At 42.0% G+C, this 21,259-nt stretch carries 17 protein-coding genes and 1 pseudogene; 12 read left to right on the forward strand and 6 right to left on the reverse strand.

Features of this window, described 5'->3' with window-relative positions; translation table 11 throughout:
- Positions 1–168 precede the first annotated feature (168 nt).
- The 6 genes from FBB35_RS23885 to FBB35_RS23910 all read left to right on the forward strand — a co-directional run bounded on the left by FBB35_RS23885 (position 169) and on the right by FBB35_RS23910 (position 8,120).
- The gene (locus FBB35_RS23885; protein WP_174711715.1) at positions 169–4,590 is read left to right on the forward strand and encodes an NB-ARC domain-containing protein; all 4,422 of its coding nucleotides are present in this window, start codon (positions 169–171) and stop codon (positions 4,588–4,590) included.
- 132 nt (positions 4,591–4,722) lie between these two features.
- The gene (locus FBB35_RS23890) at positions 4,723–4,902 is read left to right on the forward strand and encodes a hypothetical protein (RefSeq protein ID WP_174711716.1); all 180 of its coding nucleotides are present in this window, start codon (positions 4,723–4,725) and stop codon (positions 4,900–4,902) included.
- A gap of 427 nt (positions 4,903–5,329) precedes the next feature.
- Positions 5,330–5,725 carry a hypothetical protein gene (locus FBB35_RS23895; protein ID WP_174711717.1) on the forward strand — a complete coding sequence of 132 codons (396 nt, stop codon included), beginning with the start codon at positions 5,330–5,332 and terminating at the stop codon, positions 5,723–5,725.
- Positions 5,726–5,830: 105 nt separating this feature from the next.
- A complete protein-coding gene (locus FBB35_RS23900; RefSeq protein ID WP_174711718.1) occupies positions 5,831–6,589 on the forward strand; it encodes an ATP-binding cassette domain-containing protein in 759 nt (252 codons plus the stop codon).
- On the forward strand, positions 6,586–7,218 hold the full coding sequence (locus FBB35_RS23905; RefSeq protein ID WP_114085935.1) for an ABC transporter permease: 633 nt from the start codon (positions 6,586–6,588) through the stop codon (positions 7,216–7,218). Before FBB35_RS23900 ends, FBB35_RS23905 begins: the two co-directional genes overlap by 4 nt.
- On the forward strand, positions 7,218–8,120 hold the full coding sequence (locus FBB35_RS23910) for a glycine betaine ABC transporter substrate-binding protein (protein WP_174711719.1): 903 nt from the start codon (positions 7,218–7,220) through the stop codon (positions 8,118–8,120). Before FBB35_RS23905 ends, FBB35_RS23910 begins: the two co-directional genes overlap by 1 nt.
- 36 nt (positions 8,121–8,156) lie before the next feature.
- On the opposite strand, the gene FBB35_RS23915 is transcribed toward FBB35_RS23910, so the two are convergent.
- The 3 genes from FBB35_RS23915 to FBB35_RS23925 form a co-directional block, all read right to left on the reverse strand.
- Positions 8,157–8,786, reverse strand: a complete 630-nt coding sequence (locus FBB35_RS23915) for a Uma2 family endonuclease (protein ID WP_174713751.1) — start codon at positions 8,784–8,786, stop codon at positions 8,157–8,159.
- Positions 8,787–8,856: 70 nt separating this feature from the next.
- Positions 8,857–9,372, reverse strand: coding sequence for a GNAT family N-acetyltransferase (locus FBB35_RS23920; protein WP_174711720.1), 516 nt, complete (start codon positions 9,370–9,372; stop codon positions 8,857–8,859).
- The gene (locus FBB35_RS23925) at positions 9,373–9,738 is read right to left on the reverse strand and encodes a DUF1778 domain-containing protein (protein WP_368041795.1); all 366 of its coding nucleotides are present in this window, start codon (positions 9,736–9,738) and stop codon (positions 9,373–9,375) included.
- Between the two features lie 150 nt (positions 9,739–9,888).
- On the opposite strand from FBB35_RS23925, the gene ggt reads away from it, so the two are divergent.
- A complete protein-coding gene (ggt, locus tag FBB35_RS23930) occupies positions 9,889–11,721 on the forward strand; it encodes a gamma-glutamyltransferase (protein ID WP_174711721.1) in 1,833 nt (610 codons plus the stop codon).
- Positions 11,722–11,790: 69 nt separating this feature from the next.
- On the opposite strand, the gene FBB35_RS23935 is transcribed toward ggt, so the two are convergent.
- Both FBB35_RS23935 and FBB35_RS23940 read right to left on the reverse strand, forming a co-directional pair.
- Positions 11,791–12,054 carry a hypothetical protein gene (locus FBB35_RS23935; protein WP_174711722.1) on the reverse strand — a complete coding sequence of 88 codons (264 nt, stop codon included), beginning with the start codon at positions 12,052–12,054 and terminating at the stop codon, positions 11,791–11,793.
- 554 nt (positions 12,055–12,608) lie between these two features.
- Positions 12,609–13,235 carry a DUF1802 family protein gene (locus tag FBB35_RS23940; RefSeq protein ID WP_174711723.1) on the reverse strand — a complete coding sequence of 209 codons (627 nt, stop codon included), beginning with the start codon at positions 13,233–13,235 and terminating at the stop codon, positions 12,609–12,611.
- 35 nt (positions 13,236–13,270) lie between these two features.
- Here FBB35_RS23940 and FBB35_RS23945 point away from each other — a divergent pair.
- From FBB35_RS23945 to FBB35_RS23965, 5 genes and pseudogenes are all read left to right on the forward strand, one after another.
- Positions 13,271–13,642, forward strand: a pseudogene (locus FBB35_RS23945) (aldo/keto reductase).
- Between the two features lie 714 nt (positions 13,643–14,356).
- Positions 14,357–15,070, forward strand: coding sequence for a hypothetical protein (locus FBB35_RS23950; RefSeq protein WP_174711724.1), 714 nt, complete (start codon positions 14,357–14,359; stop codon positions 15,068–15,070).
- A 268-nt stretch (positions 15,071–15,338) separates the two neighbouring features.
- Positions 15,339–18,056, forward strand: coding sequence for a CHAT domain-containing protein (locus tag FBB35_RS23955; RefSeq protein ID WP_254625683.1), 2,718 nt, complete (start codon positions 15,339–15,341; stop codon positions 18,054–18,056).
- Positions 18,057–18,297: 241 nt separating this feature from the next.
- Entirely contained in the window at positions 18,298–18,456 is a 159-nt protein-coding gene (locus FBB35_RS23960) for an SDR family NAD(P)-dependent oxidoreductase (RefSeq protein WP_174711725.1), read from the forward strand.
- Positions 18,457–19,190: 734 nt separating this feature from the next.
- Complete coding sequence (locus FBB35_RS23965; protein WP_174711726.1) at positions 19,191–19,934, forward strand: hypothetical protein; 744 nt, start codon at positions 19,191–19,193, stop codon at positions 19,932–19,934.
- Positions 19,935–19,954: 20 nt separating this feature from the next.
- On the opposite strand, the gene FBB35_RS23970 is transcribed toward FBB35_RS23965, so the two are convergent.
- On the reverse strand, positions 19,955–21,004 hold the full coding sequence (locus tag FBB35_RS23970; protein ID WP_174711727.1) for a molybdopterin-dependent oxidoreductase: 1,050 nt from the start codon (positions 21,002–21,004) through the stop codon (positions 19,955–19,957).
- Positions 21,005–21,259: the final 255 nt, after the last annotated feature.

A 21,259-nucleotide genomic window follows, 5' to 3' on the forward strand; every position in this document is an offset into this window, starting at 1 on the left:
TGTTTGTGCCTCAAAGAGTTTTATAGATACAGGTTCTCTTTGAGGTTGTGCCCATAAGCAAATACCCTAATCTTGCTGAAAATGCCTTAAAATCTGGATTACATGAGTTTGGGGTGGGAGTTTCAATATGGGGTAGCCCCAAACTTCTTACTCAATTTTTTGGATGTAATGCCACGAAAATCTACTAAAGGCCCTGTAATTCAAAAGCGAGTCAAGCGTCTGCTAGAGGCGTTGCTTTGTTTTGTCAATGGGGAATTTGAGGACGATAACTTTAAAATTAAGTACGACTGGAAAGAAGAAGACAGCACTAACCCCAAGCTGACTGTGCAGACTACGTTAGTTGCGTTGGAGTTGCTGACCCAAAAAGACAAATATCCTGGCAAGTTAACTAAAGCGCAAATTCGAGAAGCGCTGAATTTGCTGAAGGGTTTTTTGAAGATTCTGGAAGATAACCGTCTCCAAACTCAAGGTTCTGATGACTGGCACTTTACTTTAAAGCTATGGTCAAGGGATAGAGAGAAGAACCTAAAACGGTTTGATGAAGCGTGGGAAAATAGCAGACCAAAAAAATCCAAAGAATTAGCAGCCAATTCCACCCAAGATGAGGGTGTTGCTACTGTACGTCAAATTAAACTTACTCTATTTCAAGCGCCACCTTTACCCACATACTTTGTAGAACGCCCAGAGTACAGCGATGATTTAAAGACTCGTCTTTTAAATGGTTCATCGTTTGATAGTCGCACTTTAGTAATTACTGCGATTCACGGTTTGGGTTCGGTGGGCAAATCTACTTTAGCTGCGGCTTTAGCCCATAATGCAGAAATACAATCTCGTTTTTGTGATGGCATTCTTTGGGCAACATTAGGTCAACAACCCAATGTACTGGCTTTACTTAGTGGCTGGGTGCAAGCATTAGGAGACTATAGCTTTAAGCCTACAAGTGTAGAAGCAACTTCCTCGCATCTGCGGACGCTACTTTATGACAAAGCGGTGCTGTTAGTGGTGGATGATGCTTGGAATACCGAAGATGCACAAGCGTTTAATTTTGGTGGTGCGCGTTGTCAAGTTTTGGTAACTACTCGTGAAGGTTCTATTGCCGATGCCTTAGCAGCCAGCACCTACAGCCTGGATATAATGAAACCAGACCAGGCAATGGAATTGCTGACGAAGAAATTAAGACGCGAGATTACAGGCACGGAACGTCACTCAGCAGAAAATTTAGCCAAAGGTGTTGGTTATCTTCCCCTAGCATTGGAACTTGCAGCCGCCGAAGTTGCCTGTGGTACGACTTGGAATGAACTGTTGGCGGATATTCAGCAAGAAGTAGCCAGATTAACAAGTTTTGACCGACCGGAAGCCGAAGAAATTACTGATGAGGCTAGTTTAAAACGCCTGAGTTTAACCGCATCATTAAATTTGAGTGTCAAGAGAATGCCACCAGAAAAGCAGGAGCATTTCTCTTGGTTAGGGGTATTGCCGGAGGATGTCAACATTAATAAGATGATGGCGGCAACGCTGTGGCAGATAGATAAGCGTGATGCTGCCAAGATGTTGCAATATTTACGGAATAAAGCATTGCTATTAACAGGAGTACCGCTTGCTGATGGTATGCCTACCTATCGCTTACATGACTTATTCCACGATTTAGCTTGTAATTTGTTAACTGCTCCCTCTGAGTCAAAGCGCCCAGGAGATTTGGCTGGGTTGGGTTTAAACCTTGCTGATGTTCATGCTGCTTTTTTAAACAAGTATCGGCAGAAAACACAGAATGGTTTATGGCATACTTTACTCGATGATGGTTACATTCATCAGCGTTTAGTTTGGCATTTGGAAAAGGCTGGACAGTTAGAAGAGATTCATCAGTTATTGCGGGAAGAGTCTGCAACTAAAAGCAATGGCTGGTATGAAGCGCGAGAACAATTGGCACAAATTAGCGGTTACATCACAGATATTTCTCGTGCCTGGGAACTAGCAGAAGCGAATCGGACTGAATCAACACTAGGCTTGCAATGTCGTTATGCTTTGATTACTGCATCGATCAATAGTTTGGCAGCTAATCTACCAGCAAATCTGCTGGTAGCGTTGGTCAAAAACAAGATGTGGACTCCCGAACAAGGACTAGCCTATGCCCTGCAAAAACCAAAACCACAAGAGAAAATCGACTCGCTTACAGAACTAGTCAATTATTTAACACCAAATCTTCAAGAATTCGCACTGCAAAAAGCCCTTGCTGCTGCCAAGGCGATTCAGAATGAGGATTATTGTGCCGATGTCTTGAGTGCCTTAGCTGAAAAACTGCCACCAGAGTTGTTGCCAGAAGCCCTTGCTGCTGCCAGAGCAATTCAGGATGAGGATTCTCGTGCCAAAGCCTTGAGTGCCTTAGCTGAAAAACTGCCACCAGAGTTGTTGCCAGAAGCCCTTGCTGCTGCCAGAGCAATTCAGGATGAGGATTCTCGTGCCAAAGCCTTGAGTGCCTTAGCTGAAAAACTGCCACCAGAGTTGTTGCCAGAAGCCCTTGCTGCTGCCAGAGCAATTCAGGATGAGGATTCTCGTGCCAAAGCCTTGAGTGCCTTAGCTGAAAAACTGCCACCAGAGTTGTTGCCAGAAGCCCTTGCTGCTGCCAGAGCAATTCAGGATGAGGATTCTCGTGCCAAAGCCTTGAGTGCCTTAGCTGAAAAACTGCCAGATATATTGCCAGAAGCCCTTGCTGCTGCCAGAGCGATTCAGGATGAGGATTCTCGTGCCAAAGCCTTGAGTGCCTTAGCTGAAAAACTGCCAGATATATTGCCAGAAGCCCTTGCTGCTGCCAGAGCGATTCAGGATGAGTATTATCGTGCCAATGTCTTGATTGCCTTAGCTGACAAACTACCAGAGTTGTTGCTAGAAGCCCTTGCTGCTGCCAGAGCGATTCAGAATGAGTATTATCGTGCCAATGTCTTGATTGCCTTAGCTGAAAAACTGCCACCAGAGTTGTTGCTAGAAGCCCTTGCTGCTGCCAGAGCGATTCAGGATGAGGATTCTCGTGCCAATGTCTTGATTGCCTTAACTGACAAACTGCCACTAGAGTTGTTGCCAGAAACCCTTGCTGCTGCCTGGGCGATTCAGGATAATACTGATCCTCGCAAAGCCTTGATTGCCTTGATTGCCTCAGCTGACGAACTGCCACTAGAGTTGTTGCCAGAAACCCTTGCTGTTGCCAGAGCGATTCAGGATGAGTATTATCGTGGCAAAACCTTGAGTGCCTTAGCTGAAAAACTGCCACCAGAGTTGTTGCCAGAAGCCCTTGCTGTTGCCAGAGCGATTCAGGATGAGGATTCTCGTGCCAAAGCCTTGATTGCCTTAGCTGACAAACTGCCACCAGAGTTGTTGCCAGAAGCCCTTGCTGCTGCCAGAGCGATTCAGGATGAGGATTCTCGTGCCAAAGCCTTGATTGCCTTAGCTGACAAACTGCCACCAGAGTTGTTGCCAGAAGCCCTTGCTGCTGCCAGAGCGATTCAGGATGAGGATTCTCGTGCCAATGTCTTGATTGCCTTAGCTGACAAACTGCCACCAGAGTTGTTGCCAGAAGCCCTTGCTGCTGCCAGAGCGATTCAGGATGAGTATTATCATGGCAAAGCCTTGATTGCCTTAGCTGACAAACTGCTACCAGAGTTGTTGCTAGAAGCCCTTGCTGCTGCCAGAGCGATTCAGGATGAGTATTATCGTGGCAAAGCCTTGATTGCCTTAGCTGACAAACTGCCACCAGAGTTGTTGCCAGAAGCCCTTGCTGCTGCCAGGACTATTCAGCGTAAGTATTATCGTGCTAAAGCCTTGAGTGCCTTAGCTGACAAACTGCCAGATATATTGCCAGAAGCCCTTGCTGCTACCTGGGCGATTCAGGATGAGGATTCTCGTGCCAAAACCTTGAGTGCCTTAGCTGATAAACTGCCACCAGAGTTGTTGCCAGAAGCCCTTGTTGCTGCCTGGGCGATTCAACCTTATCGTGGCAAAGCCTTGATTGTGTTAGCTGACAAACTGCCACCAGAGTTGTTGCCAGAAGCCCTTGCTGCTGCCAGAGCGTCTCAGGATGAGGATTCTCGTGCCAAAGCCTTGATTGCCTTAGCTGACAAACTGCCACCAGAGTTGTTGCCAGAAGCCCTTGTTGCTGCCTGGGCGATTCAGCATGAGGATTTGGGTGCCAAAGCCTTGAGTGCCTTGGCTGATAAACTGCCACCAGAGTTGTTGCCAGAAGCCCTTGCTGCTGCCTGGGCGATTCAGGATAAGCCTTATCGTGCCAAAACCTTGAGTGCCTTAGCTGACAAACTGCCACTAGAGTTGTTGCCAAAAGCCCTTGCTGCTGCCAGGGCGATTCAGCATGAGGATTTGCGTGCCAATGCCTTGAGTGCCTTAGCTGAGAGTTTGTCACAAATGCCATCTACGGAACTTTTTCCCTTTTGGCGAGATACGCTTCATGAGCTATCCCTTCGCACTCGTCCTAATTTGCTGCAAGATATGACGGCATTGTTTCCAGTTATCTTGGCATTAGGTGGCGAAGCAGCAACGGTAGAAATTGCCCGTGCGATTGTGGATGTTGGGCAATGGTGGAAATAATTCGTAATTCGTACCTCGACTTTGCTCGGCAACCATAATTCGTAATTTAAGAGAGTTAAAGTTAACTTGCATCTGTAGGCTGATTTTGGTCAATTGGTATAAGGAGATGCAGTATTTATAGTTTTAAGCAAAGTGCGATCGCCTTTTACAGCTACTCAACCATCAAGCAGGTATCAAATTTACAAACTCTGTCTGGTGTCGATGAGTGGGCGATCGCAATTAGTCATAAAATCATCAGAGAAATTGTCTAGACTGTCAATGAGCGATCGCCAGGGGTTATCTTTGGCAATGAGAGCGATCGCACTTCTGTAAACTGCGATCGCCTATATCAGTTTTTTCTACAGAATACTAAGCGATCGCTTAAGCCCCTTTGCATCTACGCACTGCCCAACAAACTGAAGCGATCTAACTCGTGACGGGAGTGGTTTCAGTCTCGACGGGAGTGGTTTCAGTCGCGACGGGAGTGGTTTCAGTCATGACAAGAGTGGTTTCAGTCATGACAAGAGTGGTTTCAGTCGTGACGGGAGTGGTTTCAGTCATGACGGGAGTGGTTTCAGTCGTGATAGGAGTGGTCTAACTTGCGCTTTTTTACATTATTAATTAAATTCTGAAAAGAAATACCGAAAAATTACCGATATAACCTGAAAATTTTGTAAGCAAAAACTGCGAGTTCTGCTGAACCGAAACGCACTTTAATTAAGCCAAGCTAGCTCTAGCAGCGTCTTAAAGGAGTAATTTTATGTCTCGTCAAAAACGTACATCCCGCATTCTAGAAAAAGCTCAGTTAAGATCGGCTGGACTGAAATCGATTGTTCCAAGCATCAAATTTGATGAAAATTATAATCTGGAAAAACTGATTGAGTCAATTGAGCAGTTACGCAACAAACTTGATATTTATAATACTGCTTTGTCTGTGGTTGACTCTTCTAAAACTGAAATTGAAGAGATGGAAAAAAACCTGAGTCAGCTTTCTGAGAAAATGCTGATGGTGGTTGCTATTAAGTACGGCAAAGACAGTCGTGAGTATGAGATGGCAGGCGGTGTTCGCAATAGCGATCGCATCCGCAAAATCAGATCGAGCCGCTTAAAAAACGTTGCAGAGCAAGCATCAGATGAAAATGCTAAAACTGCATAGAGGGGCTTAAATCTATTGTCTGACAAATTGGACGTTAGCACACTAGCAAAATCAGCACATAATACATATAGTCAATAACAGGCTAGCGTCCACCAAAAGCTACTAATGCCGCAAAATAACCAAACCGCCGTTGAATTCCGCGATGTCACTTTTAGCCGCAATCATCGCCCCTTGGTGTCAAATCTTAATTTCAACATCCGCCAAGGAGAAGCACTAGTATTACTTGGGCGCAGTGGTAGCGGCAAAACCACCACAATGAAGTTAATTAATCGCCTATTCACACCTACACAAGGCGAAGTTTTATTTGATGGCATTCCCACAACTCAATGGGATGAAATTAAACTGCGGCGAAAAATTGGTTACGTCATTCAAGAAATTGGTTTATTTCCCCATTTTACAGTTGAACGCAATGTGGGTTTAGTCCCGGCTTTGGAAGGTTGGCAACCCAAACAAATAAAAACGCGGGTTTATGAATTGTTGCAATTAGTGGGTTTAGAACCAGCACAATTTGCAGGGCGTTACCCGCACGAACTTTCGGGAGGGCAAAGACAAAGAGTCGGTGTAGCCAGGGCAATAGCCGCAGATCCGCCTGTGTTGTTGATGGATGAACCCTTTGGCGCACTCGATCCGATTACGCGCTTAGAACTGCAACAAGAGTTTCGGCGTTTGCAGCAAGAGTTAGGGAAAACTGTTGTGTTTGTCACCCACGATATTCAAGAAGCCTTGGTTTTGGCATCGAGAATTGGTTTAATGTATGGTGGAGAATTGGTAGTATTGGGGACAACAGATGAATTTATGCGATCGCAACACCCAGAAAGCCTAGCCTTTCTTAAATGTCTGCGTTCCTTCCAAGACAATTTATGAAAAATTTCTTCCTTGTTAAGTATGCTCCAGAAATTCTTCAGCATACTCTTGAACACTTATTTTTAGTAGGCATCGCTATTGGAATTGCCATACTTATAGGCATTCCTTTAGGTATTTTAATTACACGTAAAACTTATCTCCGCCAACCAATTCTCGGCATAGCGAATATCCTCCAAACTATTCCTAGTTTGGCTCTCTTTGGTTTACTCATTCCTGTTCCTATAATTGGCGGAATTGGTGCTGTACCAGCAATTGTTGCCCTGACTGTATATTCTTTGCTGCCAATAATTCGTAACACTTACACAGGTATTACTGGTGTAGATCCAGCGATTCGAGAGGCTGGGAGAGGTATGGGAATGACGGATAGACAATTGTTATTACAAGTTGAGATTCCCTTGGCAATGGGGGTAATTTTAGCAGGTGTGCGAGTAGCAACGGTAATTGCTATTGGCATTGCAACCATTGCAGCCGCCATTGGTGCTGGTGGCTTGGGAGTCTTTATTTTTCGCGGCATCTCAGTAGTGAACGATCAGTTAATTTTAGCTGGTGCAGTTCCGGCGGCGGTAATTGCATTATTGGCTGACTTTGCAATTGGCTGGTTGGAGAATAAATTAAAAATTAAAAGTTAATGAAAAGATTTTTAGCATCGTGCTTTTTAACTTTTGCTTTGTTATTAGTCATCACTAGCTGTACACCAAATGTAAATAGTAGCAGCGATGGCAATATTATTGTTGCTTCCAAAGATTTTACTGAACAAGATATTTTAGGTGAACTTCTAGCACAGCAAATAGAGGCAACAACTAATTTAAAAGTATCTCGTCGTCCCCGTTTGGGTGGTTCTTTTGTTTGTCATAATGCGATTACTACTGGCAAGATTGATGCTTATATTGAGTACACAGGTACAGCTTTTACGGGAATTTTAAAGCAAAAAGCAGTTAATGACCCTAAAGAAGTTTATGAAAAATTAAAACAAGCATACTCCCAGCAATTCAATTTGGAAGTGATGCCAAGCTTGGGTTTTGAAAATACTTTTGCGATGATTGTCCGGGGTGATGATGCCAAACGCTACAATATTCAAACTCTCTCAGAAGCTACTCAATATACACCACAGTGGCGCGGCGGTTTTGGTTATGAGTTTTTAGAACGAGAAGATGGTTTCCCTGGATTAGCTAAAACTTACAATTTACATTTTGCCAAATCTCCCCAAATCATGGACTTGGGTTTGATATATCGTGCTTTGATTCAAAAACAAGTAGATATGGTGGCGGGTAACTCCACTGATGGGCAGATTTCTCGGTTGGGTTTAGTTGTGTTAAAGGATGATAAACATTATTTTCCACCTTACGAAACTGTGCCAATTGTTCGGCAAGAAATATTAAAAAAATATCCTGAATTAAAAATAGCGATCGCTTCACTTGCTGGGAAGATTTCGGCAGATGAAATGCGACAGTTAAATTATTTAGTTGAGGGTGAATTACGTGATGTTAAAGATGTTGTCCAGGAGTTTCGCAAATCGAAGGGATTAAAATAATTTGTAATTTGTAATTAAGGGTTAGCGTCAAGCACTCTAGTGTTGTCCATGCAAAAAGTTCTTTAACCACCTAATAACTTCACTTGTTGTTTGCTCATTGGCCATTTGGAGACATTGTTGCACAATTTCTCTGACGTTAGGAAAGTAGCTGCTTTCTGTAAGCACATAACTTTCTGCCTGTAATCTATAAATTAATAGGCGATTACTCTTTAATATCCAAACTTCTGGCACTCGATAAGGTAAGTAATCATTAATATCGGTGTAGCTTGTAACGTCTATTTCAATTGCTAAATCTGGTGGTGGATCTGACTCCCAATCAATTCTTTTTTTACCGACTACTGCTCTACAATTTTCAATGTAAAAGGAATAGTCTGGTTCAATACCACTAATTTCTGGCAAGCTCATGGTAATGGGTGTAAATGACTCGTATATGCGGTTTAAATGATCCAGCAAAACCTTAGCAATATCTGCCAACAAACTCGCATCTCTTCCATGTTCTGGTAGCGGTGCCATTAGCAAAATCTCTCCAGGTCTATATTTAATGCGAGGCGAAGAGCGATCGCCTAGTTGCTGACTCAATACTTGATAGTCTTTCCAATCTCCCAAAAGCTTCAACACCGCGCCAGGTGGTAACTCGATTCTTTCTGGTGTAATTACGGTATCCATCTTCGGCTGTTTCACTAATTTAAGTTAGCCAGTCGATTACAATATACATTAAAAAGTTATTTTTAATTAGTTATGTAAACATTTTTTCAATTGTTTGCATCATCAGAAACAACCGATAAGGAAAATTAGGAAATTGAATAAAATTATAATACTCATAAAAAGAACGCGCTTTGTCGTCTTTGGCATCAACCACTACAGCTATTGTAGCAATTTCGCTTTGTAGACTGCGATAAAGCGCATCCATTAATAGCATTTCCCCCAGCCCTTTTTTTCGATGATTTTTATCAACTGCCAATCGACCTAAAAGAGTTGCAGGAACATTTGGATATTTTGGGAGCTTCTTTGTGATCTCAATTGGCAATTCATCAAATTTAAGACTTGTTGATGATAGTGTGTAATACCCAACAACGCTTCCAGAACTTTTTTCAATTAAAACAAAGGGAGCAGCCATCCGCTTCCGAGCATCTTGTCCTGCTTGCTGTTTTAAATAAATATCAAGTTTCTCAACATCACAAGAAAAAGCCGCCCGGTCTTGCTTTCCTAGCGGCTCTATTAAATAATCATCAAAAGTATCAGGTAACGCCATTTACACACCCATGTTTTGTTCATAGCGTTGAGCGGCTGCCTTTAATTTTGCACTTGGTTCTGGTGGATTGAGCAGTGCTTCTACAAAAACTTCTTGGTCTTGTCTATTTAAGACCATCATTTCATTTTCCTGGATGATCTGTTTAGCAACATTCATAACGCTGCTAATCACAAAATCTGTTAATGTTTGACCTTGAATCTCAGCAGCACGCTGGAAAAGTTCTTTTTGTTCTTTACTAATACGAGCTTCCAGACGTTCAGCCTTGGAGCGCGTTAAATTTGCTTGGCGGTTTTGACCCACAGGATCAGCCATGATAGCCTCTACATAATAAGAATAATGTTTACCAAAAAATAAAATGTACGGCATTTGTCCTTACAAATTCATAGTAACCAACATAGATAGGAATTTCAACAAGATTTAGCGATCGCTCTGCAACTGGGCAATCAACAAGCAAGCAGCGTATAAAATGCTCTCCCAGGCGCTAGGCTAAAAAATATCAAACAAAATGGCATAAAAATGCTTACTGTTGCTAAATCAAAGCGAGTTGCGATGCCTGCGGCGGGCGTAGCCATCGCAATTTTTTCTTTCACCCTCGTTGTTTACAGTCAAGTTGCATCAGCCGCCTTAACTTTACCCCTACGCAGCAAAAAGGGAATGGTGGTTTCAGCCCATCCGTTAGCAAGTGAAGCGGGAATTTTAATGTTACGCAAAGGTGGTAATGCAGTAGATGCAGCTGTAGCCACAACTTTTGCAATCTCTGTAGTTGAGCCTTTTTCAGCCGGAATCGGCGGCGGCGGATTTATGCTGATGCACTCTGAGAAAACTGGCGATATGAAAGCGCTAGATTTCCGCGAACGCGCACCCTTGAAAGCGACAAAAAATATGTATTTAGATGCAAAAGGAAAGGTGCGTCCCAATGCAAGTATTAATGGTTATTTGGCAGTAGCGACACCAGGAACGGTGGCGGGACTTTATGAAGTGCATCATCGCTATGGTAAACTTCCTTGGCAAGAGGTGATGAAACCTGCGATCGCACTCGCTAAAGATGGCTTTATTCTGGGCGATGTATCAACATGGCGTTCTCTGCAAACGAACCAATCGCGCAAGCAAGCAATTCTGAAGAACCCAGCAGCGCGGGAAATTTTCACTCGCAACGGCGAATTTTATCAACCAGGAGAAAAACTGGTGCAGAATGATTTGGCACGTACCTTAACAGCAGTTGCCGAAAATCCCCAAAGTTTTTACACCGGAAGTATTGCTCGCGCGATCGCTTCTGATATGGTAAAAAATGGTGGTTTAATTACTCTAGAAGACCTAAAAGCCTACAAACCAATCTGGCGGACTCCTATTTGTGGCAATTTCCGCAAAGCTAAAGTTTGCTCAATGCCACCCCCATCATCGGGAGGTGTTCACCTATTGCAGATTTTAAATATTATCGGTGACACTGATTTAACATCTTTGGGATGGCATCATCCTGACGCTATCCACTTAATGGTAGAGGCAATGAAAATTGCTTACGCTGATCGTTCAGAATATTTAGGCGATCCTGATTTTGTCAAAGTTCCTGTACAAGAACTACTCAGTCCAGCTTACGCCAAACAACGCCGTCAAGAAATTAATATGCAAGTGGCTAGACCCTCGACCAAGGTCAAGCCAGTAGATAGAAAAATACTACAACGTTTTAGTCAAGCTAATAATCGAAGTTTAGGAGAAAATACCATTCCTTTATCTCATCAGTCTCTTAAACTGCACGCGATGCGCTATGAATCTCCTGAAACCAGCCATCTTACTGTTGTGGATGAAGAACGCAACGCTGTAAGTCTAACTTTCACCATTAACCTCAGTTTTGGTGCTGGTGTGGTGACACCAGGAACTGGAATTGTCCTCAACAATGAGATGGATGATTTTGCTGCTGCGCCAGGAGTACCTAACGCCTTTGGTTTAGTTGGTAACGATGCCAACAGCATTGCACCCCGCAAAACTCCCTTATCCAGCATGACTCCCACAATTGTCACAGAAAATGGTCATTTTCGGATGGCAGCAGGTGCGCCTGGTGGTAGCACTATCATCACTCAGGTTTTGCAAGTCATCCTAAATGTGCTGGAATACAACATGGATGTTGGCGCAGCTGTTTCTGTTCCACGCATACATCATCAATGGCTTCCAGATGAGTTGCGTGTAGAATCCTGGGGTTTAGATGCTTGGACTCTGCAAGAATTACGCCGTCGGGGGCATAAAGTAAAGGAAACTACTCCTTGGGGTAATGGTAACGCGATCGCGGTTACATCTGATGGGACTCTAGAAGGCGCGGCAGATCCTCGCGGTGAAGGTTTCCCCAGAGGTTTGTGAATGAGTAAGGGACTGGCGAGACACAGGGACGTACAGAATAACAAATGACTAATGACTAATGACTAATGACTATTGATTTTGGATTGTTGACTCTACGTAGCTACTGCTGCCAAACTCATTGGCGCGTGCGCTAGGTACTAGTGTCCAACCTGCTGTGAGAAGTTTTTGATAAGTTGCCCAACCTTTAGAACCACCTGGTATTTGATAATCTGGGACTGCAAAATGTCCAAAAGCCGTGTAGGGTCGCCAAGGCTGATTGGGTTCTGTCTGCAAATACAAAATTTTCTCGCCGTCGCCACCAGACTTAGATAACCAGCACATTTGTCGATGCATTGCAAACTCCTTTGCTTTTAGCTAACAACTAACGCATAATATCAGACTTTTGTCAAGTTACTTCTCACCCTTGTGAGCTATTTTTGGACATGCAGATAAACAGATTTGCCTCACTTTATGTATTAGGGTGAGATTTTTCTAATGTTATCCGCGTTTTTTGCGATCGTGTGTAACAACAACTACTGTTTTCAGCGTAGGTTTAGAATTTGCAATCTGCTGCATTTTTAACAACAGGACTTACGTAAAAAATAGCCCAAACCTTTATTCTCCGGTAGAGGCAATTCATGTAGACGCTTCTTCGGCTTCCCGCAGGGTATTGCCCCTACCGCGTGTAGTTTTGCGTAAGTCCTAAATAAATAGAAGTCAGAAGCCAGAATTTAGAACTGAATTTTGGCTCCTGACTAGCGGATAGTGCAGCGTGCGATCGCTGTAGAAAAACTCTAAATATTTGGTGGGCGGGTTTTTTTTGCGATCAAAGCCCAATTTGATCGAGTTTTCCAAATACCATAGCCTTCTCTCTAAATTGAAAAACTTAGCAGCAATACAACCGAGGTTTAGCAAAAGGTCGAGTTGTTATTGAGCATATCAATTTTTCTGGCCATCTTGTCGCCGACAATGCCGCGAATTGTCTGTACTAATTGGGTGTATGCAAAATCAGACAAAGCTGGCGTTGTTTCTTGCAAGTTAATTGATTGATCTAAATCAATCCATGATTTGCAACCGCCGTATTTAGGATAATAAGGAATTTCTTGCTCTTGGGTTAGCTTATATGTCCGCAGGAGGAGAATATAAAGGGGCTGACGTGGTTTCCATTTAAGGCGATCGCTAATAAAATGCTCGTTCCAAATATGGAACGGAAGCAAGGCGTTGACAAGAAATTCGTCACTAACTGGCAAAATATCTGTAATTTCAGCCCAACTGCCGATGCGAACTGTCTCTGGATGCCAACCTGATGTTACTGGATAAACACGATTAGCATACTCAAGTTTGAGCATGAAAGCTTGTTGATGTTCATAAGTAGGGTAAAGCAAAATTTGCTTGTGGGCAACTTGGAAATGTCCATTTCGTTCATGAATACCCCCTTTGCGGAGCAACATAATTGTTTTGCCACTCTCCAAGGCATTTACGGCGACTGCCCATTCTTTGAGAGCATGAAAAGTTGTAGTCAATTCCATCAGCATCTACTGTAACTCTGATTTAATTCAAGCTAAGACCGATAAAGTGTGAAACTGTCCAAGGGAATGAATTAGAAAGCAGTTATAAAAAAGCGATCGCTAGCAACCCAGCAGATAATCGTGCTAAAAATAAACTGTTTCAATGCGAAAACTTTGAACATGCTCAACAAGGGCTACAAAAATTACGTCCCATAGCCCTTACTTATAATTGTACCCCTGCTCAGTTAGCTTTGCCGTGGCTAATTGCCCAACCTCAAATTAATGCTATTGCAAAGGCGCGTTATCCCCAACAAGCACGAGACAACGCCTTAGCTGCCGAAATTAAGCTTTATCTTGCCTAATTGGGAAAAATTGATGAGATTCGACGTATTGTCGGCAATTGTCTGGATGACAGTCAAATTATGTGGAATTGATGACAATGCAGTTTGATTAGCGATGCTGATCTCTAGAAGATCCCCTCAAATATCTTAAAAAGATAGTCAGGGATCAAATATTTGGAGCTAGATTGCAAAATTTAACAAAACATCAACTTTAGTAAACTAAGAGTTGCAACTTAGAAACTGAAGTGATAACTTAAATAGTAGGACACCAAACAAAATAAAACCAAAACAAAAGGGTAAATGACTTAGTGTCTCCTGTCATCAACCCAAGCAAATTTCAGCATATCAAGATTACAAAAGTGGCAAAAGCCTAATGTAGAAGGCAAAGCCAAATCCCAAAGCGGAAAAACACAAGAATGCTGAGTTTGTTAGTTATCTAGTCCACCTTAGTTATTAACCTTCAATTACTTAATTAGTTTAACAATTTGAAATCTATGAACTCGATAAAACCTGGTCAGGGTTGACCAGGTTTTTGGTACTTTATTGTGATATAATTTTTTCGGTACGGCAGATAGTGCCGGAATTGACGTTTGAAGAAATAGTTGGGAAACTAAAGTCTTTTTAATAAAAGTCAGTTAATGTACCCAATAAATATCAAACCTTTTGATTGGGTTACTTGATTTATTTTGTATATATAAACAAGCCCATTGATATGGGCTTGTTTTGTAGAATATAAACTCAAATTAACTAAGTAATTTCCAAGCAGCGAAGAAAATAGAATAGCAATGTATCGTATTAAAAAAATTGATGAAATATAATAGATTTTTAAATAAAATTACTACAGCTATTATTATCACGCTCCTTTCTTTTTCTTGTAAGTCTTCTATTAGTACAAAAGCGGAACAGGCACAAGCAACAGATAAATCAAAACCCGATCCGAATCTTGTCTATGGAGATTTAATTATTAAAGACCAATCAGATTATATAATGATCCCAGTTGTTCTTCCGGAGCAGAATGAAGATAAAAAAACTGATTTAAGCCTTTCACGTTCTTATGAAAGAAACAACCAATTGTCTAACATCATCTTTTATCGCAAGCAAGATGGTGAAGCTCATATTTTATTAAATAAAAAAGCCATTATCGCCTCCTTTGATTTATTAGAGGTAAAAGCGGTAGAGAAGCCGCCGACAAGAGTTTGGTTTTATAAAATCCTTGAACAAGACACAAACATAGATACAAAGCTCAACAGCGAAGATGCTACTGTTGGTTATCTTTCTGATTTATCAGGTAAGAATCTCCAGCAAATTACCCCAAACAATACTCAAATCATCAATTGGGTTGTTGTTCCAAGTCAAAATGCAATTTTTATAAAAATTATCAAAGACTCAGATAGTGATAAAAAATTTACAGGGAAAGATAAAACTAATTTTGTTAGGGTTAACTTAGATAAACCTGCTATGGGATCTGAGATTATTAGTAATCAGATAGAGCAAGAAATTAAGTCATCCGCTTTTAAGTGATTAGGTTTATTGCATTGAACTGGGCCCCGTTACGCTAATACCTCTCTACAAGGGTTCTGGATAACGTATATTTAATTGATGAAGATGTCTAATTATCTGGAATCAGTGACAATGCAGTTTAGGTAAAACCTTATCCAAGCCATGATAAATAAGATTGTAGAAGCTCAGGCATGAGTAATGGATGTGAATGGTAACATTACCCTGGTAGCCCAAACACTTAGAGTAAATCTTGTGCGTTCCTGGTTATCAATTACCTCTTGTCATGCTTATGGCTAAAACAACTAGGATTTTTGGCGCAAATTCTGTAAAAGTTAAAATACAGAAGCAGCCAGAGCGTCGGCGTAAAACCACACTGGCTCACTTTTTACGTTTGCCTTTGTACTTCCTGATAGCTTTGCTATGCATCTTGGGTTCACCCGTGCTAGCAAAAGTTCCTGGCTCAATTAATTCCTCATCTCAATCACAAATTAACAATTTGACATCGCTGGCTGTAGTTACTGACCCAGGTTCGCTACTAGAACAAGGCAAGTTTTTATACAATTCTGGTAACTTTGCTAAGGCAGTGGAAGTGTTAGAACAGGCTGTCCAAGCATATAAGCAGCAAGGAGAAAGTCTCAGACAAGCAGCGACACTGAGTAATCTTTCCCTAGCTTACCAGCAACTTGGTTTATGGAGTCAAGCACAGCAGGCAATTACAAATAGCTTAAACTTGCTCAAAAGACAAGATGAAAACCAAAATCTCCAAATCTTAGCCCAATCACTGGATATTCAAGGTCGTCTCCAACAGAAAATGGGACAAGCCGAGGCAGCTTTAGCAACTTGGCAGCAGACAGAAGAAATTTACAGGCGAACGGATAATCAAAGTGGTGTGGTGCGATCGCTAATCAATCAAGCACAGGCGTGGCGAACCCAAGGATTTTACCCTCGCGCTGTCAAAACACTCGATCGGGTAAGTCAGACATTAAAATCTCAACCAGATTCCATAGAAAAGACAGTGAGTTTGCGATCGCTTGGTGATGCTCTTTTAGTAGTGGGCGATTTGGAAAAGTCACGTCTGGCCTTAGAAGAAAGTCTGACAATTGCTCGAAATTTGCAATCAAGTGCAGATATTGCAGCCAGTCTGTTCAGCCTGGGGAATAATGCCCGTAAACAACAAAACAACCTATTGGCGATCGCCTATTATCAACAAACAGTTGCAGCATCTCCCCCACCCTTAATAAAAGTCCAAGCCCAACTCAATCACCTGAGCCTACTGATTCAAGATCAACAATGGGCAAAGGTTCAAACTCTCTTACCATTGATTGAATCCGAACTTGCTCAACTCCCTTCCAGCCGGGCTAGTATTTACGCTCGCGTTAACTTTTCCCAAAGTTTGGCAAAAGTCAAGGGTGGTATATTGCAAGCATCTAGTCAGCATTACTACTCAGGATTCAGCACCAAAGACTCAGCAGTATTACTCGCCACCGCCATCGAGCAATCCCGCAGTTTAGGGGACAAGCGGGCAGAAGCATACTCACTAAAGAGTTTAGGCAGTTTGTATGAAGAAACCGGGCAGTTGTCATACGCGCAAGAGCTTACCCGGCAAGGATTAGCTTTAGCACAGAGCAGCAATGCACCAGAAATTACCTACACCTTAGAGTGGCAGTTAGGTAGATTACTGCGGGCAAAAAAAGATATGAATGGTGCGATCGCAGCCTATGATTCTGCTGTGGACACTCTCCAGTCCCTTCGCAGAGATTTAGTAGTCAATAAAGATGTAGTTAACCAGGATGTACAATTCAACTTTCGGGACAGCGTAGAACCCATCTACCGAGAGTCAGTAGAGTTACTACTAAAATCCCAAGAAGGAAAACCAGATCAAAAAATATTGGAGAAAGCACGCCAACGCATTGAAGCACTCCAACTAGCAGAATTGGACGACTTCTTTCGAGAAGCTTGCCTACAAGGAAAGAGAGTAGCCCTCGATCAAATGGTGGATAAAGATAATCCCACGGCTGCCATCCTTTATCCGATTATTCTTCCTGACGAACTTCAAGTAATTGTCAAAATTCCCAAACAACCCCTGCAAAGCTACACTACTCAGATTTCCCATAGAGAAGTAGAGAAATTGTTAGTAGAACTGCGAAAAAATCTTGTCAATCCCACCGCTACCAAAGTCGTCCAAACCCAGGCGCATGAAGTTTACAACTGGTTGCTTCAACCCATTGAGTCAAAATTGCAAAACAGTGGGGTAGATACCCTAGTGTTTGTCCTGGATGGTCCCTTACGCAATTTACCAATGGCAGCTCTATATGATGGTAAGCAATACTTGGTAGAGAAATATGCAATTGCTCTGAGTGTGGGTCTGCAACTCCTCGATCCTAAACCATTGGTAAAACAGCAGCTAAGAGCGCTAACCGCAGGACTGACTCAGCCACCACCAGGTTTTTCCAAGTTTGCACCGTTGCTTGCGATCAAATCTGAATTTGACGGCATTGCCAAAGCAGGAGTCTCGACAACTAGTTTACTAGATGGAGATTTTAAGAAAAAGAATTTAGAGGGTGAAATTAGTGCTGCTTCATTCAACATAGTGCATTTAGCAACTCACGGTCAGTTTAGTTCCCGCCTTGAAGACACTTTTATTTTGGATTTCGATGGTCAGATCAATGTCAAAGATTTTGATACTCTTTTTCGCAGTCAGGGCAAAACTATAGTAGAGCTACTCGTTTTGAGTGCTTGCCAGACAGCAACAGGAGACAGCCGTGCAGCACTGGGTCTTGCAGGAGCAGCTGTCCGAGCTGGCGCACGCAGTACCATTGCCTCACTGTGGCAGATTGATGATGAATCAACGGCAATGTTTGTTAGTGCCTTCTATCGAGAACTCAAGAGTGGCAAAATCACCAAAGCCAAAGCTGTCCACCGTGCCCAACTACAACTGTTGCAACACCCTAACTACAAAGCACCAAGCTTTTGGTCTGCCTATGTGTTGATTGGCAATTGGTTGTAATTTGGGCACTTGGGCTCATACAAGGCATAGGAATGGCTGATTAAAGGCTTCTGGCTCCAGTGATGTAGGTTGGGTGGAGTGAAACGCAACCCAACATTACCACCTTATTTATGTTGGGTTACGCGATCGCTGCACCCAACGCACAAAACTACGGTTCTAAAAGTAGACGAGGTTTAGTACAGATCCTGTTTTTGTCCGAACAGCAATAAAAACACATCATATCTAAAAAATGATCAGTGAATTGACTGATCAAATTGTTGTGGTGACAGGAGCAAATAACGGTATTGGAAAAGCGATCGCATTGGAAATGGCGGCGCAAGGTGCTGTACTCTGTTTAGTGGGACATCTTTTAGAAACACTTTTAGCGATCGCTCAGACTGTCCAAAAGCTATCAGATTGATCTGGCATTAGACGAAGACATTCAGAAACTTATAGTCTCTATTGAGGAAGATTTTGGTCAAGTTAATATTCTGATTCACTTTTAATAATTATCTGTTGCGATACAACATCGCATAATTTATTATTCTCAAATTACCTGATTCACCACAGAAACATATTTATATTATAAAACTTTGCATCCGATTATACTAGTAATTATAGCATCACTGGCATTCTTTTTTTTACAGATGTTAAAAGTAAAGTTCTATACTTAAATTTTTACAGTAATAATTTTCATCTTTACTTCAAAAAGTCCAGCTATAAAACATTCTATTAAAATTAACTACTGATATTGCAGCAGTTTTGAATAATAAAATCTAAAGAAATAATTTATTTAAATCGTAATTTTACGGTTTTGAATAAATAATATTTAAAGTTACGATCTTACCCAAGGTGGTAACTTTAACAGTACATTTGTATGTACTTTATTGCGTCATCGAAAAATAGTTTAGCTTGAGTTCCTGTTAGCTCTTTACACAAATATGAGGAGAGTTTTCAGAACATTTTCTACCATAGTTTATGAGGTATATTGTTTGTTTTGATAGCGATTACAATCGCTGTGGCAGAATCTTAAGCTAACAAACTTTCTGACTTTCTCAATAAGCACTCTCTCAGGCTTTTGCCTGAGTAGTGCTATGGCTGACTGGATAACCAAGTCGGTTACAAACCCATTTGTCTATCGTTAGGAATATGAAAATGAAATCAATTCTTGAGTTGATTGAGCAGAAGAACCAAGAATATGCAAAGTTGCCGTTCTTTGAGTATATGAAAGACGAGTCTATTGATCCACGGCAGAGGCTGGCATTTGCACCTGTGATTGCTCCACTGGCACTAGAGTTTAGCGAGTTGTGCAAACGAGTTCTCAGAGATGAGCCAACGACTAATTACATTCAAGAGATGGTAAATCTGCACACGCACGAAGAACATTTCCACTGGCAATGGTTACTAGAAGACATGGAGAAGATGGGGATTGACTATCCTATGCGCTTCAGTGATGCCGTGCGATTCCTTTGGAGCGATCATACTAAGGTTTCCCGTTCCATGTTTCCTATCTTTGAGCGGTATACTCGGGGAGCAGATCCTATCATCAGATTGGTTGCCATTGAGGTATCTGAGGTGACGGCAAATGTGTTTTTCCGTTCAACCATGTCTGCGGCTTTACAACTGCAAGAAATGACTCAGACAGAGTTCCGTTACTTTGGTATGCGTCATAACCATATAGAAAATACCCACACTCTTCATACTCCTGCTTCTTTGCAAATAATGAAAGAGATTGAGGTGCCGGAAGAGATTCGTCAACAAGCACTTGAATTGATTGATGTGGCGTTTGTGTATTTTACAGACTTGATCAATGAGTTTTTAGTTTATATTAAGACTCATTCTTATCAAGAACCTTTTTCTAAAGTGTATGAACCAGAGCGATCGCTAACATCTATCTAAGATATCTGTTCAATTTTCATTCATTCGGCGGCGGTAAAAGGCTTTGAGTCTTTTACCGTCGTTTCTTTAACGGTGACGGCTACTGTATAAACAGCATTGCGCTCTTGCTGAATTGGTTGAATTGCTCCATCATAGTCAGTGGCTCGACTCATCAAGCTATATTGTCCTGGCGTTGGTGGAGTCCATTGAAACGTGAATCGTTGCCAAGCATATTGCATCCGTGGTTCAACTTCAGCAGCTTGCCAGGTGATACCACCATCTATACTAACATCCACCGACTGGATACCCTTGGATGCCCAGGCCCAGCCCCAATGTGTTTGAGGTTGAAGGTATAATACTTCATTTTGAGAGGGATGAACAATTACAGACTCCGGTGCAACTTCCCAAACGGGTTTTAAAGTCGCATCATCGCCTCTAACTCGATCGTTATAGAAAGTTGTTGTAAAGGTCCCTGGCGATCGCCGATCTGTGACATAAATATGTGAGAGCCACTTTACAAAGTTCGTGCCATAGTAGCCCGGAACCACCAGCCGCAAAGGAAAACCCCGCTCTGCTGACAGAAACTCACCGTTTAGCTTGTACGCCAGCAGCACATCATTATCCAATGCTTTTCTGATAGGAATATCTTTTATATATGAATCGCTAGCAACTCCCTCATAAACACCGCGATCAGTTCCGACAAACCAGACATAACGAGCTTCAGGTTTAACTTGCAATTGATTAAGAATTGCTCTGAGCGAAACTCCACCCCATGTAACATTACTAATGAGTCTTGTCGGAACCTTGGGTTGAAGCGGATTGCCTGAACATTGGTGTAAAACTGTTAATTCACGATACTCCAGACTCAGCAAATTTTGATATGACAACTCAAGATTCTGCTCTACTAATCCCGAAATTTTCAAGCTCCATTGCTGAATGTCAATGACTGGGATTCCCAGATGACAAAGAACGAATAGATGGTTTTCAGGAGTAATAAAAGACTTGAGATCGTGAACACCCAGTGGAAACTTTGCAATCATTCCCACATAGCTCATGCTCTGATCTTCTAAAGTTTGATCGAACTCATTCATTTAAGCAACCTGCTGTTAACGATTTTTCAAACATTTTTTTACAATAGTAAGTAAATTGGCGCAATTAAAGCTAACTGGCAAAGGCTGTCCTTTGTCCTTTGTCATTGGTCATTAGTAAAGACTTTAAGACTATTTACGTTTCGTAACATAATTTGGTTTATTTATACCAACTTACTTAGTTGTACAAAAATACACGCAGTAGATGCAAAGCGTCTACTCTACAAGAATACCAAAGGCGAACCCCAGGGTATCGCC

Origin of the sequence: Nostoc sp. TCL240-02 (genome assembly GCF_013343235.1) — a bacterium.
In the GTDB taxonomy this organism is placed as follows: Bacteria; Cyanobacteriota; Cyanobacteriia; order Cyanobacteriales; family Nostocaceae; genus Nostoc.